Origin of the sequence: Paenibacillus sp. 2KB_20, from assembly GCF_052115765.1 — a bacterium.
In the GTDB taxonomy this organism is placed as follows: Bacteria; Bacillota; Bacilli; order Paenibacillales; family Paenibacillaceae; genus Paenibacillus_AQ.
In genome coordinates this window covers 187444-205823 of record NZ_JBFRHH010000011.1, presented here as the reverse complement: position 1 = coordinate 205823, position 18380 = coordinate 187444, and the positions used below count along the sequence as shown (strand labels likewise).

Here is an 18380-nt window from a genome sequence, read left to right as displayed (position 1 = left end):
AACCGTACAAAACATGAAGAAGATAGCGATCCACCTGGATCGCCTGGAAAACAGGGGGTAATCCCCCATTTTCCCTGTTGAAGTGACCACTTAAAAAGGGAGAAACCCTGTACTTTGAAAAAAGCACAGGGTTTCTCGACAATCTGAGCAGCCGGATGAACTCCGGCTGCTTTTTTTGTCCGGTCCCGTTAGTTCGAACCCCAACAAAACGGCTACCTTCATAGAGTGAAGGTAGCCGTTTTTACGTGAGGTACAAAATCTTTAGACTCGCTGCATTTGTTTCTCTGCAATATTGCCGATCCAGGGCAGCTTGAACCATTTTCCCTGAATGGCGTTGGCCATAAGCACCAGCCACATCAAGACGCCGACCAGCGCCAGGAGGGCGGAGGCCAGTAGGCCGATGATGGGCACCGCGCTCGACAGCAGGTGAGCGACGGCCAGGATGCCGAAGGCCAGCAAGGACTGCAGAGCATGGAATATGACGTAGCGGCTTCTTTTTTCTAATGATAGAAACAGAATTCCTCCGACCATCGGAAATAGATAGCACAGCGTAGCCGCCAGATTCTCGGGAAGTCCTGTGGACGATTTGAAAGGGGACATCTCATCAACTCCTTGTCATAGACCGGTACTGGGGTAGGGCAAGCTTTATACCTTACCTTATGAGCCGATGGGACAAAGTATGATGGTTAAATCCCTAACTTATTTCATTTTTAATTGCAGCAGATACTTCACGAGAGCATCCTGCTGCTCTTGCGTGAAACCGCTGCTTTCGTCCACCCAATACTCATGCCCCTGACCGGTGACATGGGTGTCTCTCAGCCTTGAATCCTTGCGGTTCGCCTCGATGACCTGCAGTCTCAGCTTGCGGTCAAACAGGGCTTTCAGGCTGTTGTATGGGTCCGGGTGGATCCCTTTCATAAGCGTCTGCGAGACGCCGGGTTGTGTCAGCTCAGGCCCAACCGCTACGCCGCCGTCGTGCAAATACGGTGCGGACCAGCGAAGACCGATCAACCCTTTGACCTTATAACCGCCGCCCAACTGTTTATGGCCGAAGCCCAACTCGATCTGCTCGGGGGCGATATCATCCAGCGGGATTTTGGTTACCTTGGCATCCGGAGGGATCGGAACAGGCGTGTCGGGTGGATAGAACTCTGCTTCGCCAAAAGCGTTCTGCGTACGATGGAAAGCCTTGGCCCTAGCAGGCTCGGTACCAATTTCGGTCGCGCGCATAACGCGATTATTCGTAAAGAAATCGCCAGCATGGCAAGTGATGCATTGTGCTTTTTTGAAGACTTCCGCTCCGAGGTTGATCGTTTTGGCATCCGAGATTTCCTTGGGATCCGTTTCAGGCGGACGGATGGTATTCTGATAGGCGGACATGGCGTTAACCTGCTCCCCAGCCTTGAATCCCGGCGAGCTGATGTACAGCCCGTTCGGTGCGATGGCTGAAACCTTCGGAAAATTCGGAATCTTAATCACCTCATTTACGCCCGGGGTTCCAGGATTGGGATCCAGCCGGTTAAAGAATTCGGTTGGCTTCAGCCCGCTGCTCGGATCATAGCGAAATTTGCGATGGGCTGCATTTTGCAGAATGGTGCCCACATAAATCTCTTTATCGATCCCCCATAACGGTTCGCTAACCTCAGTTTGACTCAGGGTGTCCGTATTCTGGGCGTGAACATTGTTGCTGAAGGTACTAAGTCCCTTGAAGGGACCCAGGGTAGCGAAGCCGCTCCAGCTGTAGGGATGATCGCCCTTCGTAAACATATCGGGAATTTGGGTCACGTCGCTCACCAGATCCACGGTTGTATCGAAAGTGCCGGGCATCCATTTGATCAGATTTTCGTCAACGGCTTTCTCTAGTAGGGTGGGATCGGGCAGCGCTTCGGTTTTTCCTTTAGAGTTTACAACCGTACGCTGCTCATTCTTAACATAATCCACCAGACTCGTAATGTCAGTATGGGTAAAATACGCCGCGCTATTCGAGGCCAGTGCCAGCATTAAACCGAGGTTTAGATCGGAATTGGGCGCTCCTTCCACAACCATTCCCGTTTCCCGGTTTACGGTCGCATGGCAGGCCATGCAGCTAACGCCGATGCGGGCTTTGCCTTCGGCATATTTAACCGTAAGGCCAATGGGGGAATAGGCGCCTTTGGCTACGTCAAAGCCGGTATCAATCTTATCTCCCTTACGGAAGGATTTGTCGCCGATCGTAACATCCTGATCGAGTTCAACGCGTAGATTGGTTGTTCCGCGTCCCTTTAACTCGGCGATAGCTTTTGCCACGTTTTTCAGCTTCATCGGACCATCGACGATCCCCAAGATATCCGTTAAAAACACCTCATTGCCAAAGGACTCCTCATACAGTGTACGGCGCCCTAAGGCAAGCAGCTCTTTCGTCACCTCAACGGCGCCATGGGCGGCTGTTAATCTGGGGTCCTGATCCTTCAAGGCGGTACCGGGAACCGTAAGCGTCTTGCCCCAGATATCATACTGACGAATGAAACCCGTTTGCTGGGCTTGGAGCTGCGTAGTATTCTCAAGCTTATGTGCCGGTGGTATATAGGCGTATTCCGGCTCCACGATAGAAGCTGCAAGCCATATGGCTCCTACGATGGCGATCGGGATCAGCCATAGCAGAAGACGCTTCGATTTTCGCATGTCATATCACCCTTTTATAAGCAGGTCTGATGAATCATCTCTTCACTGCCGATATGCAAGGGTTTTAATCTACTTCCACATCATGCCGCAGCGGAGATTCGGCATTCACCTGTTTATCAGGACCTTTTTCCTTCGGAACCAGTCGCTCATCTGTCATGCCTCGATGGTGGTTTTCAAAATCATACTCCGCCAGCCGCCACTCCGTGGAGCCCTTCTGGGGATCGAACGGAAATTCCTCGCCGCGTTTCAAATATTCCTCCCGTCCCCATTCATTTGTGTAGGTTCCGTCTACTTCAACCTCTTCTCGTGAAATAGGGTGGAGATCCTTGTCTTTACCGGACATGTCGCATGCTCCTCTCAGGCTTGATTTTAGAAATGATTCATATCGCATAAAGTAACCAGAAAGAGGAGGTACTATCCGCTGAAATTTGCATGAAAGGTCAGGTTATCGGCGTGCCAACGAATCGAGTGCTTCTTGCACAGAGTCCGACGCTGGCGATCTGTCAGCTATTTGGCGAAGACGTTGCGGATATTGATTTTAGAGCATCGAGAATATAGCGCTCCAGCAGAAACCGCGGGTTCTTCCAGCGGCTGACCTTGCTGTCGGCCGTAAATACGGCGACTGTACCCAATTGGGGGAAAAGGTAGATTTGCTGTCCTCCATGGCCGTGTGCGAGTGCAAAGGGAGTCCCGTTCTGAACTCCGGTCCACCACTGGAATCCGTAATCGCCAAACGCGGGATAGCCCTCAACCAGCGGAGCGAGTGCTTGCTTAAGCCATGATTCCGGGATGAGTGTTGTACCTTGCCAACGTCCCCCATTCAGGCAGCAAAGACCGAATTTGGCCATGTCGCGTGAGGTAAGATAGAGGCCAATGTGACCCATACTGTGGCCCTCGGGGCTTGGGGACCAGGCGGTATGACGAATGCCGAGCGGCTCGAATACATGTTGTCTGGCATAGGCGTAAGCATCCATTCCTGTAGCCTCGCTAATGGCAACGGAGAGCAGATGGGAATCAATGCTCCGGTATTGAAAGAGGCCCATTTCCTGTTCAATGACAGGGAGGGATAGCGCGAAGCTCGTCCATTTTCGGTTGCGGTGGAACCGGTGAATGAGCGGTTCCCCGAGCTTTTTACCGGTTTGCCACGCAAAGCCTGAGGTCATCGTCAGCAGATGATGAAGGGAAACCTTTTGCAATAGGGGATGGGCTCGTTCGGGAACATATCGCTGGAAGATGTCAATTACTGAGGAATTCAGGTCAGGTAATTCGCCGCGTGAGTGGGCGATGCCGCATAATACCGACGTAAAACTCTTGGTAGCGGACCTGAGATCATTCAGCGAGGTAATGCCATGACCGTTGTAATAGCGTTCGTAGATGAGTTTGCCGGCATGGAGCAGAAGAAAGCTGCGCATTTTCGGGTATTGTTTCTGAATAATCTGATCGACCTGATCGAGCACATCGCGCTGAAGGCCTGCGTCTTCAGGCTCCGCGACAGGAATAGGCGAGCTTATGTCAACAGAGGAGTGGAGAAAAGACTGGGTATTCGACATCATATTTAAAAGCCTCCTTGTATCTTACATATGTTATTCTGAGTATCAATTTGTGATATTCACTGATTTCTAGAGTTGGCGGAGGTTCGATTGAATATATCTTAACCAATTCCGGGCACAAAGAATGACCTGATGAAAAAACATAGGACATAAAAACATTTTTTGGGAAAGATGAAACAAACAGAAGAATATGATATAATATATTAATGATTCAGTTGCATGCTGTTAGGGTATGTATAGTGTCAGGTGCATTGGTAAGTTGCTGAATATCAACCTAATCATCACCGTAAGAACTGCAATATGGCTTCAACTTAATGAGGTAGATCTTTTCGGCATTCTCTTTAAACGGAGTAATTTTATTCCACACGTTTTGGGAGGGATCCATCATGGCAACGAAAGGTCACAATGAGGTTAAGGAAAGTCTGCGGGAAATGACACGAATTTTCCGGCCTAAAGATCCGAAAAAATTTGTAAAGGAGTATGTCCGGAAGTACCATATTATGGGAGGCTATGAAGAAGAGCTTACTCTTGTTGTTGAGCATGAACTTGGCAAGCTGAATTCCTCCGTTTCGTAACCTGTAATAGCACCTGGTCTATAGAAATATCACCAACACGCATCGAATCTTTACCTTGTTAATGACTAATGACATGAACCATTTAGAGTCTATGGTTAAACCGTTTTTGGGACAAATGTCCCGAAAGCGGTTTTTTTGCGTTTGTGAGTCCCCGTTTAGTCAACAGGCTCATACTTCTCGGAAAGTCCATTTTCAAGGGGTATTTTGCAACTTTCCCTACATATATTGTTAGCAATCGATCCGATTAGGATATAAGGGAGTGGACAGATGTGAGGATACAGCTGAGACGTAAGGAAGAGATCGGACATATCCGCGAGGCGGGACGCATATTGGCTGCGTGTCACCGTGAAATAGCGAAAGTCATTAAACCGGGGATCACAACGAGCGAGATCGATGCCAGGGTCGAGAAATTTCTGGAGAAGAACGGAGCCTTTCCCGAGCAAAAAGGATATAAAGGATTTCCATACGCCACTTGTGCATCAGTAAATGATGTGGTGTGTCACGGATTTCCCGACCAGAGGCCGCTGAAAGCGGGGGATGTCGTGACCATAGATATGGTGGTGAACAAGAACGGATGGCTGGCGGACTCCGGCTGGACCTATGCGGTAGATAAGGTTTCCCCAGAAGTAAAGCAGTTGATGAAACATACGCATGAAGCGTTGTTTAAAGGGATCGAGGCGGTACGGCATGGGGCAACCTTGGGTGACGTGGGCTATGCGATCGAGCAGGTTGCCGAAAGGGAAGGCTACGGGATTGTAAAATCGCTAGTCGGTCATGGCATCGGCCGGGCCATTCACGAACCGCCCGATGTGCTGAACTATGGAATTCCGGGAAGGGGACTCAAACTCAAACAAGGAATGGTGATTACCATCGAGCCGGTGTTCACCCTGGGACCTTCCGGTGCCGTGTTCTGGGGGGATGACGGCTGGACCATATCCAGTGCGGATGGATCGGTAGGCGTACAGTATGAGCATACCATTGCGGTTACTCGTGAAGGTGCTGTTATTCTGACGGATTAAGATCGCGAAAAACATACCATAATAATAGAAGGTATTCTTCGCATTCTTCGCGATGTTGCCTAGGCTTGCGGAGAACGCCTCCTTTATCATGGGGGCTCAGATGAACGGGGAGTGGCTGCTACAGATTCAAAAAGGCGGAAATGACTGTATATATAGCTATGAAGGCTGTCGCTGACGGGTTGCAGAGGATGTCGAATGATAGGTCGTCGGGTGGGAGATACCGCTTGAAAGCGATTGCAAAATCAGTAACGGCGCGACTTTGACGACTTTTCGAACAATTTGTGAACTCCCTGTGAATGATTGACAAAAGCAACCCATGAACTTATATTTAATAAGTGATTGCTTTAATTGACAGGATTACTTCATCCGTGATTGTGCAGGTAGATTACCGCTGTTTGCGCCGGATGGTAGTCTACGAAAATCGGAAAAGTGGGGTAGATCAATGATGAAACGGTGGCAGGCTGTAAAGCGTCTTCTTCCTTTGATGGCCATGTTTGCTTTGGTGTTATCCGGCTGCGGCCGAGAGGATTTGTCGGTCTTAAGACCACAAGGTCCGGTAGCACAAGGTCAACTGGATTTAATTAAGCTCTCCATTTCGATTATGACCGTCGTAATGGTTGTGGTATTTGGAATTGCCGCATACGTGCTTGTTAAATTCCGTAGAAAAAAGGGACAAGATGAAATTCCTGAGCAAGTAGAAGGTAACCATAAGCTGGAGATTATTTGGACGGCGATTCCGCTGCTCTTGGTTCTCGTGCTTGCAGTTCCTACTATTCAAAAGGTATTTGCTTACGGAGAGAACGACTGGAACAATCCAGAAGCAGTTAAGGTGGAAGTTACTTCTCATCAGTTCTGGTGGGAGTTCAATTATCCAGACTATGGCGTAAGAACCGCTCAAGAGCTGGTTATTCCTGTAGGCAAGAAAATTGCGTTCCAATTAAAAACGAATGATGTGCTTCACTCCTTCTGGGTACCATCGCTCGGCGGTAAGATGGATACAAACACAGAAGGCAGCGTTAACTACATGACTCTGGTTGCTGACAAAGCGGATACATACATTGGTAAATGCGCAGAGTTGTGCGGTCCTTCTCACGGCTTCATGGAATTCCGGGTGAAAGCGGTTGACGATGCGGCATTTGACAAATGGGTAGCGGCATTTAAAGAACCTGCAGTGCTTCCTGCGGATGCGGCACTCGCCGAGAAATTCAAGACCAACTGCCTTTCTTGCCACGCTGTGGGCGACCAAGGGGGAGCGATGGGTCCTAACCTGACCGGCATTGGATCACGTGAGACGATTGCGAGTATCTTGCTGAACGACATAAGCGGCAAACCAGGCACAAAGCCGACGAAAGACAACCTGGTGGAATGGCTGATGGAGCCTCAGGCTGTAAAACCTGGCAACACGATGCCTAATCCGAAGGATCTCGGCTTCAGTGATGAAGAAATCGAGCAGATCGCCGATTACTTGGCCAATTATAAGTTGGATAATTAATACAGCAGCAAGAACTTTAAAAGGGGGTACAAACCTTGGCTCACGCTCATGCTCAAAGCCATAGCGTCAAACGCTACACGGGGTTAATGGATTGGCTTACAACCGTTGACCACAAGAAAATCGGTATATTATACCTGATAGCGGGCGGCTTATTCTTCGGGATTGGCGGTATTGAAGCGATTCTGATTCGCTTGCAGCTGATCAAGCCGATGAACGATCTAGTATCAGCTCAGGTATTTAACGAATTGATTACCATGCACGGAACGACGATGATCTTCCTTGGCGTAATGCCAGTTATCTTTGCCGTGATGAATGCGGTCATTCCGCTTCAGATCGGTGCACGTGACGTCGCGTTTCCATTTTTGAACTCGCTCGGATTCTGGACATTTTTGTTCGGTGGAATTTTGCTTAACCTTAGCTGGATTATGGGCGGAGCCCCTGATGCGGGCTGGACATCCTATACGCCGCTATCCACAACGGACTATTCATCTACACATGGTGTAGACTTCTATACGATAGGTCTTCAGATTGCAGGTCTGGGTACGTTGATCGGTGGTATCAACTTCCTGGCTACCATCATAACGATGCGTGCACCTGGAATGTCCTTCATGAGAATGCCAATGTTTACATGGACGGCTTTCATTACATCGGCCATGATCCTATTCGCATTCCCTGCAGTTACGGTAGGTCTCGTATTGCTCAGCTTTGACCGTTTGCTCGGTGCCAATTTCTTTGATGTTGCGGCTGGCGGTAGCCCCGTGTTGTGGCAACATATTTTCTGGATCTTCGGTCACCCTGAAGTTTACATTCTGATTTTGCCGGCATTCGGTATTATCTCAGAAGTTATTCCGACATTCTCCCGTAAACGTTTGTTCGGATACAGCTCCATGGTATTTGCAACCATCCTGATCGCCTTCTTGGGCTTCATGGTTTGGGCTCACCATATGTTTACGACAGGTCTTGGGCCTGTAGCGAATGCGCTCTTCTCCATCGCAACGATGCTGATCGCCGTTCCTACCGGTATCAAAATCTTTAACTGGCTCTTTACGATGTGGGGCGGTCAAATCCGCTTTACCAGTGCAAACCTGTTCGCGATCGGTTTCGTACCGACGTTCGTTATGGGTGGGGTTACCGGCGTCATGCTGGCATCTGCTCCTGCAGACTTCCAGTACCATGATACGTATTTCGTTGTAGCTCACTTCCACTACGTTATCGTTGGTGGTCTGGTATTCGGTTTGTTTGCCGGACTCCACTACTGGTGGCCAAAAATGTTCGGTCGCGTACTGAACGAAACGCTTGGCAAATGGACGTTCTGGTTGTTCGCAATCGGCTTCCATTTGACATTCTTCGTACAGCATTTCCTTGGACTGCTAGGTATGCAGCGGCGGATTGTCTCATACTTGCCGAACCAGAATTTTGACGAACTTAACTTTATAAGTACCATCGGTGCAATCTTGATGGGTATCGGCGTTTTGGCTTTCCTGGCAAACGTTGTTGTCACTTCCAGAAAACCGGTTGGTGCTCCGAACGATCCATGGGAAGATGGCCGTACGCTCGAGTGGAGTATTCCTTCTCCACCGCCAGAGTACAACTTCAAGCAAATTCCGCTTGTTCGCGGCATTGACGCTTATTGGAAAGAGAAGATGGCAGGCAATAAAGAGATGACACCATCCGAACCGGTTGGTCCGATTCACATGCCTTCGCCAAGTATTCTTCCGTTTGTAATGTCACTGGGTCTGTTTATCGCGGGTCTTGGTTTCATGTTTAGCACGGAGGACTTCTCGAATTCGTTCATGAGCTTAATCTTCAATAAATATATTGTTCTGATTGTTGGTCTTCTGATTACGTTCGCGGCTATGATCGCTCGTTCCCTGTACGATGATCATGGATATCACATCGAAGTTGAAGAACTGGAAGGGGAGGGGAAAGCATGAGTCACGCTGAACATGTAAACGGCGAACTTCCTCACGAGCCGGAGAAGGCAACACTCGAAGGCCGTAATAAGGTTCTTGGTTTCTGGCTCTTCCTCGGTGGAGAGGCCGTGCTCTTCGGTACGTTGTTTGCAACGTTCCTGGCGCTTCGCGGCCAGAACAACGAAGGCCCAACCGCAGCCGAGCTGTTCTCTCTGCCAATTACGGCAGCAGCAACGCTGATATTGCTTGTCAGTTCCTTGACCAGTGTGTTCGCCATTCAGGCGCTTCACCGTCACAATATCGAGAAGCTGAAGTTGTGGCTGATCGTAACCGTTGTTCTGGGTCTTGGGTTCCTTGGCCTTGAGATTTATGAGTTCTATGAATATGTTGTGCATGAATCGTTTAACATGAAGACGAGTGCATTCTCGTCTGCATTCTATACGCTGGTTGGCTTCCACGGTGCCCACGTTGCTTTCGGGGTTGTGTGGATCAGCCTGTTGATCGCTCAGCTGTACAGAAAAGGGTTAACCGTGGTTACAGCACCTAAGGTATATGTTTCTGCCATGTACTGGCACTTTATCGACGTTGTATGGGTGTTCATCTTCTCGGTCGTATACCTTCTTGGAAAGGTGGGCTAAGGAATGACTGCGAATCAACAATCTAATGAGGGGCCTACAGTTAAACACCGCCATCGTGTGGAAGGCCCTGAGAAACACATTGTTGTCTTTATTTTCTCCATTGTCCTGACTGCGATTGCTTTTGCGGCTGTCGCAGCCGGTGGCATCAACACAGCATTTACGATCATCATTTTGCTGGTTATGGCTGTGTTGCAGGTGTTCGTACAAATGGGTTACTGGATGCACTTGAAGGACAAAGGGCATCTAATGCCAATCCTGTTTATGATTGGCGGCTTCTTCGTAGCTAGTACCTGTATTGTCATGGCACTGTTCTGGGTTTGGTGGTAAAATGAAAAAGAGGTGGGCTACTTTCAGCCCCCTCTTTTTTTAAATCGTAGGTAGGTGTCACAATTTGGACAGAATTTAACCCGTTATGGGGAGGTTTTTGCATGCTGGGCTTAGAATATTTTAGTTTTGCAGATAAATGGAGTCCCTTGTTCCTGGCATTTATGCTGCTCGTAACAGCAGGCTACTTCCTGTTGACCGGGCCGCTGAGCAGTCGATTCGAAGGGAGTGCTCCGGTTTCCGCAGGGAGGAGAACACTGTTTGTAGGTGGTATGCTTGCGTTCTATCTTGCACAGGGTGGACCGATTGAACTGCTGGGGCATACGATGTTCTCGTTTCACATGGTCAGTATGGCAATGTCCTATTTAATGGCGATGCCGCTCTTGATTCTGGGTATTCCTGTTTGGATGTGGCGTGCCTTCGATAAGGTAAATCCGTTTAAGAAACTCGGTTTCCTTGCGCGCCCGATTGTTGCCGCGGTTCTGTTTAACGGCTTGTTTTCTTTTTATCACATCCCGGTTATCCATGATTTTGTTATGTTGAATTTCTGGGTGCACCGTTTGTACTATTCAATCCTGTTTATCGCCTCGCTGCTGATGTGGTGGGCCATTATTAACCCGATCCCGGAGAAGGACAAGTCCTCAGGACTTTTGAAAATGGGGTATATTTTTCTCAATATGGTCTTGCTGACACCGGCATGTGCGCTCATTATTTTCTCGAGCGAGCCGATGTACGCAACTTATAGCGATCCGGTGGTATGGGCAAAGGCGATGGGGTACTGCGTAGCTGGCGATACCTCGGCGTTGCTTAGTAAATTCGGCGGACCTGAGTTCTTTGGTTATCTAGAGCCTGCAATTGACCAGCGAGTGGGCGGGATCATCATGAAGTTTTTCCAAGAGATTATTTTTGCTTCGATGCTGGCCTATGTGTTCTTTCATTGGTACAAACGAGAAAATCAGGAAGACGATCCTTTGCCTGGCGAGATTCCTCCCGGCAAGCTCAATCAGGCGTAACAGGATTATTGAAGGGGGATCCATATGGATTGGTTTTTTATATTTCCCACGGTCAGTACAACGTTTATTGTCATCAGCGCTGTGCTGGTAGCGATTGGCTGGGGTCTTATTATTAAGGGGAAGCGCGAAGCCCACAAGAAAGTGATGATCTGGGCGGCCGTCGCGGCTGTCATCTTCTTTATCATCTATTCCTCGCGCACCGTATTCATCGGCAACACGTCATGGGGTGGTCCCGATGATCTAAAGCCGTATTATCAGGTATTCCTGGTCTTCCACATTGTACTGGCTACCGTAGCAGCGGTCTTTGGGATCACGACATTGACCCTCGGCTTTAAGGAGAAGTATTCCAAGCACCGCAAGTGGGGCAGAGTTACGTCGATCATCTGGTTCTTTACCGCCATTACCGGCGTAGCCGTGTATACCTTGCTGTACCTGTTATATCCGGGCGGGCATACTCAGCCTGTATGGAAAGTGATATTTGGAATGTAAGCGTGGGAGAACACCTGTCAGAGGAATCTGGCGGGTGTTTTTTAATTGGCAGGGCGGCTTATTCAAGGACGGTGAGGGATCTGGTGGGGAGTGTATCCGTTCCGGTCGCTGTTGAAACCAGGAAACTGGGAATAGATGAGGTGGTAGTTTCCCGGTTTCAAAGGCGAACGCCAGGTCTCCTCCACGGCTACACTCCCCTTGTGCATGGAAGCTCTTGAATGAGCCGCAGTAGGGGAGAGTGACACCCGGCAGGAAACTTCTGCCGGGTGTTTAGAGAGTGTGGGTGGTGGTGGAGTGTAATCGCTCTGGTCACTGTTGAAACCAGGAAACTGGATGAGATGAAATGGATGTTTCCCGGTTTCAAAGGCGAGCGCCAGGTCTCCTCCACGGCTACACTCCCCTCGTGCAGGGAAGCTCTTGAATGAGCCGCAGCAGGGGAAGGTGACACCCGGCAGGAAACCTCTGCCAGGTGTTTTTTTACAACTTCTATTGACACTGTTTATATACACACTATATACTGTGTATAAAGATATACACAGTGAGCACAGTAATCACACTAAGCACAGTGAAACTTAGACTGCGATGATAAAACGAAATGAATATATGAAGGAATGAAAGGATGAGACGCATTGCAACAGGTTTTCCATAATGCGATGAAGATCGTGAAGAAAGACTTCGCAAGCGATAAGTTCCAACTCATATGGACGATACTGTTCATGCTGTACATGGGGCTTTCCACGAGTTTCGTCATAAACGTTCAGTTTGAGCATCTAGAGGAATACAACAACCCATTTGTCGATTTTATCATGGTGCTTTTTGCTCCTTTTGTAGGTTTTGTATTTAACAGAAGGTCCTTCAAATATTTGAACGAGGATTCATACACCCGAATGCTGTACTTTTACCGGAGCATACCGGTGCCGGCTTCCGCGATTTTTGTTAGTCGGATCATAAATAGCCTGATCGCTTTTGCCATCAACAGCATCGTGTTTTATGGATTCATCTACGCAATGGGGAATCACATAAGAAGTGCGATGGCTATTCCCGAATATATCGCCTTTATGCTGACGTGGGTCGGTGTCGGATTTTTATTAACGGGGCCTTATATTTACTGGGAAAACATGTGCAGCGGCAAGGTGTATCTCAGGAACACCGCTCTTCTGAATCCGCTCATTGCCGGATCGGTCGCCGTACTAAGCTTGCTGGGCTACAGCATCTTCGAATTCGTAGCGGACGCCTCCATCAAATGGGGGCTGTTATCTCCGGTGATGTGGGGCTCCCTGATTGTGGGATTGGCATCTATGCTGCTTATGAGCAAATTAACCTGCATTCGGCAGCAGACCCGGGATTTATCATGAAGAATATGAAGATGAATCCGTATGGCATGCGATGGCACGGGTTTATGTTCTTAGAAAAGCGAGGTGGTAAAAGGTGCGACTTCTGATACAGATCAATGAAAATAGCGCAGAGCCTTTATATCACCAGATTGAAACACAGCTGCGCTCGCTCATTATTAGCGGTCAGATCGAGGAGGGAACGCTATTGCCATCCATTAGGGAATTTGCCGGGAATCTGAAGTGTAGCGTTATTACGGTGCGCAGGGTGTATCAGGATCTTGAGAATGAAGGGTTGCTGCGAACGAGACAAGGTACGGGAACTTTTGTTGCTGGTGTCGGTGACCAGGCCCGAGAACAATATAAACGCGATGCGGTTATAGAGGCATTAAGGACTGCTGTAGATAAAGGGCTTGCCGTTCAATTCAATGAAGATGAGATGAAAGAGATGTTCATGGAAGTTGTCCGCGAAAAATATGACACAAAAGGAGGTCGCTAACATTCCATGGAACCGCATGTTATTGAGTTTCGTAATGTCATTAAACGACGGAAAACGAAAACCATCGGTCCGATACAATTATCGATTCCTCAAGGATATATTGTTGCTCTTGTGGGGCCTAATGGCTCGGGAAAAAGCACCTTGCTGAACATGATGATGCAGACCGTGTTTCCGGACGAAGGGGAGATTACTTGGTTCGGCGAGTCTTACCGGGGAGAGCTTCCCGTCTCCATCCGTAAACAAATGGGCTTCGTACCTGAACAGCTGAGCGTAGAGGAACAGAATATGTCGGTGGATGAAGCGGCCAGCTTTCGCGCATCCTGGTATGACACTTGGGACGGTTATTTTTTCGATGAGCTGTTATCCCGGTTCGATGTCCCGCGGGGCGTAAAACTTCGCAAGATGTCCAAAGGGGAACGACGCAAATTTGAGATTGCCGCTGCACTTGCGCCAAGGCCCAAGTTCTTGCTGCTGGATGAACCTTCTTCCGGTCTTGATCCTTTCGCTTGGAAGCTGATGATCGATCAGCTGCACAAAGTGATGAAGTCCATGGACACAACAATCGTGCTCTCAACCCATGTGGTGGATGAAATTCGTCGTCTGGCGGACTACGTCATTCTAATCCATCATGGGAAGCTGCTGGGCATGGTGGAGAAGGACTCGCTGCTGGATAACTGGAAGGAGTGCTGGATTCAAGAGGATGCCTCCATTGTCGAGGAGCTGCCGGGTATTCTGAGTTTCAAACAAGAGACAGCGACTACGATTTCTTTTATAACGACGGAATGCTTGGAAGTGGAGAAGATCCTGCAGTCTGCAGGCATACCGTTTATTCAGACCCGTTCCCTGGAGCTGGATGAAGTGCTTCGATTATGGATTGATGGAAACATTCCTGCCAACGTGCAGAACTAGGATAGAGAGGGGTTTATACGATATGCAACGATTGCAATTAGACAATGTAGTTAAGATTTATGCGGACAAAACGGCGGTAAACCGGATTTCGCTTCAGGTTGAGGAAGGTGAAATCTACGGACTGCTGGGTGCGAACGGCGCCGGCAAAACAACCACCATGCGAATGGTGCTTGGATTGATCTACCCGGATGACGGAACGATTCTGTATAACGGAAAGCCGTATAACAAGGAACTGCGTCACATTATGGGTTACTTGCCGGAGGAGCGCGGGTTATACCCGAAAGTGAAAGTCAGTGAGCAGATTTCCTACTTGGCACAACTGCGGGGCATGTCCGCGAAAGACGCGGATAAGAGTTTGAAATATTGGCTGGAACGGTTTGAAGTACCGGACTATTACGATAAGAAGATTGAGGAACTGTCCAAGGGTAACCAGCAAAAAATGGGCTTTATCGCAGCGGTTGTTCATGACCCGCAAATTCTGATTCTGGACGAAGCCTTCAGCGGACTGGATCCGGTGAACGTCGAACTTCTGAAATCAACAGTAAAAGAACTCCGCGACAAGGGCACAAGCATTCTGTTCTCCACCCACCGGATGGAACATGTTGAGGAGTTGTGTAAGAACATTACCATTCTGCATCGCTCCAATACGGTAGTGAAGGGGAATCTGAAGGATATCAAATCCAAGTATCCTCGTGAAGAAGTGGTGCTCGGTACGTCCGGTGAAGTCCGGGGTCTTGAAGCCCTGCCTGGCGTAACGGCTGTGGAGCGAACAGAAGATGGCTACTCCATCCGGATCAGCCAGGTTGATGCAGCGCAAAACATTTTGAATACAGCCATGTCGCAAAGCACGATCCATCGGTTTGAAGTGAAGGAGCCGACACTCAATCAAATCTTCATAAAGGCGGTAGGTGAATCCAATGAATAATATGTGGACCGTTATCCGATTTACGTTCATGAATAAAATAAGAACAAAGTCCTTTCTCGTTTCAACCTTGATTTTTGCACTCATTATTACGATCGGGATCAATCTTCCTTTTCTGATCCAAATGTTTACGGGAGATAAGGCAGGATCCGAAGAAACCACCCGCATCGGTCTGGTATACGGACAGGAGCAGACGCTCGCTGAACAACTGGAGACTACCTGGAGTAATCTGCCGACAACCTCCTATGAATTGGTGAAATACGAAACAGCTGATGAAGCCGCTCTGAATAAGGATATTAAAGATGGCGTAATCGAAGGTTATCTGAAATTCGAAGCACAAGAAGGCAATACGTTCCCGACCGTGGTCTACAGCTCTGAAGATGAGGCTATGAGCCCGGAACTGCAATCCAATCTGCAAGCAGCTCTGCAAGTGGCGAAGACGCGTAGTATTGTAGACGGACTTGATTTGTCCGATGCGCAGATTAATGAACTGAATCAACCGGTTCAAATTGACGCTCGGAGTATCGATCCTACAGAAACAGGTAACGCTGACGGAGCTTCCGGAGAGAAGGAAGGAGCTTCCGAGGTTATTAACTACATTGTTGTGTATGCACTGATTATTCTCTTCTTCTTCACTTTGATGGGGACAGGTAACATGATCGCTTCGGAAGTAACAACAGAGAAGAGCTCCCGCATTATGGAGATTTTGATTACAAGCGTATCTCCGCTGAGCCAAATGTTTGGTAAGGTTATTGGCATGTTCCTCCTGGGACTATCCCAGATCGCGGCATTTGGAGTTGTAGTTGTTGTGAACTTGATACTGCCGCACAATATAGATACATTGAAGGACATGAATCTCGACCTGACAGCCATAGACCCGATGCTGCTGGTGTTCGGTTTAATCTTCTACATCCTTGGCTATTTCTTGTATGCGATGCTCTACGCGGCTATCGGTTCGATTGTCAGCCGTACCGAGGATTTGGGGCAGGCGGTCATGCCGATTACGATGCTGTCCCTGGTGGCATTCTATATCGCCATCTTTAGCCTAAGCGCTCCGAATTCGATGCTGATGAAGGTATCCACCTACATTCCGTTCATCTCGCCGACCACGATTCTGGTTCGTATCGGCCTTGGCAGTATCCCATTCTGGGAGATCCTGCTTTCGCTGGCGATCCTGATCGTATCCATCCTCGTTTTCGGTTGGCTGGCTGCGAAAATCTATCGGACCGGTGTCCTCATGTACGGCAAGCGCCCTACATTCAAGGAGCTTAGAAAAGCGATGAAGGCTTATAAGATGTAAGCATAGGCAGCACTAATTGTATTGTTTTGGGCTGCTGGAGAAAAAGTGGAAGACTAGTGGGCGCCATACCGACCATCGGTATGGCGAATCATCATAAATCTTTAATCATAAAATGAATTTTCAAGATCACACGAAAATAAAGGAGATTACATAAATGAAAAACTGGAAAAGAATGCTATTATCCCTCGCGATTTCGGTTGGTTTGCTCTCTTCGGCAGGGGCTGCCATGGCGGCTCCACAACAACAGCCGGCAGTAAAAGTGGATAATCAAGTGGTTGCCTATTCGCAAGGCTTACCGATTATAGAGAAGGGCACAACGCTTGTTCCGCTCAGAACAACACTCCAGGCTTTGGACGTGAAACTGACGAATGCAGCAGATGACACCATTACCGTGGTCGTGGATGGCAAAACCATTACCCTAAAAGGTAAACTGAAACAAATCAATGGCGTAACCTATGCGCCAATCCGAGTTGTTGGGGACGCTGCCGGTTATAAGGTTAGCTGGGATGCGAAGACTCGCGCCGTTCTGCTGGTTTCCAAGGAAACAGAGACCGCACAAGCTGGCGGCCGCGGCTTCATGTGGGAAGTGGAGAGCAACGGGAATACTGTGTACCTAGTAGGCTCCATGCATATCGCGGATGATAGCTTCTACCCGTTACGTCCGGAATTTGAAGAAGCATTTGCCGAGGCCGACTATCTCGGTGTCGAAATTGATATCAGCAAAGCGGCTGACGAAGAGCAGCAGAAACTGATCATGGATCTGGGAATGTATCAGGATGGGACAACCTTGAAGGACCATGTATCCAGTGAGACCTATGCTAAGCTTGGCGGAATTCTGAAGCAAAGTGGCATGCAGCCGAATGCACTCGATGCATTCAAGCCTTGGGTTGCCGAAACCACGATCAGTAGTCTGAAATCCGTAAAAGCTGGGTACGAAGCCTCAGCTGGGATCGACCTGTATTTCATCCAGAAGGCCATCGAACGCAAAGTTCCGATTCTGGAGCTGGAATCCTACGAATCCCAGCTGGGTATGTTTGATGGCTTCTCCAAGGAGCTGCAGGAGAAAAACCTCAATACCGCCCTCGATAACTTCGACGTACTGGACGAGAGCGTGAACCAGATGGCCGAAATGTGGAAAACAGGCAATGACGAGCAGCTGCTCGAGTTAACAAACAGCATGTCGGGTGACGAGGAATATAACAAAGCGATGCTGATCGACCGCAACATCGGCATGGCAGACAAAATCGACGGATATTTGAAAAACGGCAAAAACGAAGAGTATTTCATTGTGGTAGGGTCAGCTCATTATCTGGGTGAGCATGGCATTGTGAAGCTGCTTAAGGATAAAGGCTATACGGTTGTTCGCAAGTAAAATAACTGCAGGGTGGTAGTCTTCGGGAAACAAAAAACCTTCCAATGATCGTCATTCGATCATTGAAGGTTTTTTGTTGTTCTTGCAGGTATATCCGTGACAAATGATGAGTAGAGCAAAACTTGCTCCCTCTGTGTAAGTTGATCTTGGAAGGGGGGCGAGCGATTACCTTCCAGCGTAGGTGTTTTCCCATCCAAAAATTTCATGATGTTTCAGAGTCTGGATATCGGCTACAAACCGTTCTGTATCAGCCTTTGGCAGACTTCCCGTCAAATGGTTTCAGCAGTGGCAATCAATGCAGCGCTTTCATTTTTCCAAAAAAAGAGTTGATAATTGAGAAATCATCCTCTATGATAATGTCATCAGACCGGAT

18 protein-coding genes are annotated in these 18380 nt (G+C 48.6%); 14 read left to right on the top strand and 4 right to left on the bottom strand.

Going from position 1 to position 18380, the window contains the following annotated elements; all coding sequences use genetic code 11:
* Positions 1-261 precede the first annotated feature (261 nt).
* The 4 genes from AB4124_RS26210 to AB4124_RS26195 form a co-directional block, all read right to left on the bottom strand.
* Complete coding sequence (locus AB4124_RS26210; protein WP_076326004.1) at positions 262-600, bottom strand: DUF4870 domain-containing protein; 339 nt, start codon at positions 598-600, stop codon at positions 262-264.
* Between the two features lie 99 nt (positions 601-699).
* On the bottom strand, positions 700-2661 hold the full coding sequence (locus tag AB4124_RS26205) for an electron transport protein (RefSeq protein WP_441974646.1): 1962 nt from the start codon (positions 2659-2661) through the stop codon (positions 700-702).
* Between the two features lie 64 nt (positions 2662-2725).
* The gene (locus AB4124_RS26200) at positions 2726-3004 is read right to left on the bottom strand and encodes a transposase (RefSeq protein ID WP_076326002.1); all 279 of its coding nucleotides are present in this window, start codon (positions 3002-3004) and stop codon (positions 2726-2728) included.
* Positions 3005-3164: 160 nt separating this feature from the next.
* Positions 3165-4211: a serine hydrolase domain-containing protein gene (locus tag AB4124_RS26195; RefSeq protein WP_441974651.1), complete on the bottom strand. Its 1047-nt coding sequence runs from the start codon at positions 4209-4211 to the stop codon at positions 3165-3167.
* Between the two features lie 386 nt (positions 4212-4597).
* Here AB4124_RS26195 and AB4124_RS26190 point away from each other — a divergent pair, with 386 nt between their 5' ends.
* From AB4124_RS26190 to AB4124_RS26125, 14 genes are all read left to right on the top strand, one after another.
* Positions 4598-4786, top strand: coding sequence for a hypothetical protein (locus tag AB4124_RS26190; RefSeq protein WP_006208082.1), 189 nt, complete (start codon positions 4598-4600; stop codon positions 4784-4786).
* A gap of 269 nt (positions 4787-5055) precedes the next feature.
* The gene (gene map / locus AB4124_RS26185; protein WP_076326001.1) at positions 5056-5805 is read left to right on the top strand and encodes a type I methionyl aminopeptidase; all 750 of its coding nucleotides are present in this window, start codon (positions 5056-5058) and stop codon (positions 5803-5805) included.
* Positions 5806-6247: 442 nt separating this feature from the next.
* Positions 6248-7297: a cytochrome c oxidase subunit II gene (gene coxB / locus AB4124_RS26180; RefSeq protein ID WP_215163281.1), complete on the top strand. Its 1050-nt coding sequence runs from the start codon at positions 6248-6250 to the stop codon at positions 7295-7297.
* Between the two features lie 86 nt (positions 7298-7383).
* Positions 7384-9231: a cytochrome c oxidase subunit I gene (ctaD, locus tag AB4124_RS26175; RefSeq protein WP_372238825.1), complete on the top strand. Its 1848-nt coding sequence runs from the start codon at positions 7384-7386 to the stop codon at positions 9229-9231.
* On the top strand, positions 9228-9848 hold the full coding sequence (locus AB4124_RS26170; protein WP_009590523.1) for a cytochrome (ubi)quinol oxidase subunit III: 621 nt from the start codon (positions 9228-9230) through the stop codon (positions 9846-9848). The genes ctaD and AB4124_RS26170 overlap by 4 nt, the downstream gene beginning before the upstream one ends.
* A gap of 3 nt (positions 9849-9851) precedes the next feature.
* A complete protein-coding gene (locus AB4124_RS26165; RefSeq protein WP_071222061.1) occupies positions 9852-10175 on the top strand; it encodes a cytochrome C oxidase subunit IV family protein in 324 nt (107 codons plus the stop codon).
* 101 nt (positions 10176-10276) lie between these two features.
* On the top strand, positions 10277-11185 hold the full coding sequence (gene ctaG / locus AB4124_RS26160) for a cytochrome c oxidase assembly factor CtaG (RefSeq protein WP_430110932.1): 909 nt from the start codon (positions 10277-10279) through the stop codon (positions 11183-11185).
* A gap of 24 nt (positions 11186-11209) precedes the next feature.
* Positions 11210-11674 carry a DUF420 domain-containing protein gene (locus tag AB4124_RS26155; RefSeq protein ID WP_339270169.1) on the top strand — a complete coding sequence of 155 codons (465 nt, stop codon included), beginning with the start codon at positions 11210-11212 and terminating at the stop codon, positions 11672-11674.
* Positions 11675-12303: 629 nt separating this feature from the next.
* The gene (locus AB4124_RS26150; RefSeq protein WP_441974645.1) at positions 12304-13029 is read left to right on the top strand and encodes a hypothetical protein; all 726 of its coding nucleotides are present in this window, start codon (positions 12304-12306) and stop codon (positions 13027-13029) included.
* A 73-nt stretch (positions 13030-13102) separates the two neighbouring features.
* Positions 13103-13504 carry a GntR family transcriptional regulator gene (locus tag AB4124_RS26145; RefSeq protein WP_076325994.1) on the top strand — a complete coding sequence of 134 codons (402 nt, stop codon included), beginning with the start codon at positions 13103-13105 and terminating at the stop codon, positions 13502-13504.
* Positions 13505-13510: 6 nt separating this feature from the next.
* Positions 13511-14413 carry an ABC transporter ATP-binding protein gene (locus AB4124_RS26140; RefSeq protein WP_215163286.1) on the top strand — a complete coding sequence of 301 codons (903 nt, stop codon included), beginning with the start codon at positions 13511-13513 and terminating at the stop codon, positions 14411-14413.
* A gap of 22 nt (positions 14414-14435) precedes the next feature.
* Entirely contained in the window at positions 14436-15338 is a 903-nt protein-coding gene (locus AB4124_RS26135) for an ABC transporter ATP-binding protein (protein ID WP_041621923.1), read from the top strand.
* Complete coding sequence (locus AB4124_RS26130) at positions 15331-16635, top strand: ABC transporter permease (RefSeq protein WP_339292308.1); 1305 nt, start codon at positions 15331-15333, stop codon at positions 16633-16635. The genes AB4124_RS26135 and AB4124_RS26130 overlap by 8 nt, the downstream gene beginning before the upstream one ends.
* 154 nt (positions 16636-16789) lie before the next feature.
* Positions 16790-18007: a TraB/GumN family protein gene (locus AB4124_RS26125; RefSeq protein WP_076325990.1), complete on the top strand. Its 1218-nt coding sequence runs from the start codon at positions 16790-16792 to the stop codon at positions 18005-18007.
* Positions 18008-18380: the final 373 nt, after the last annotated feature.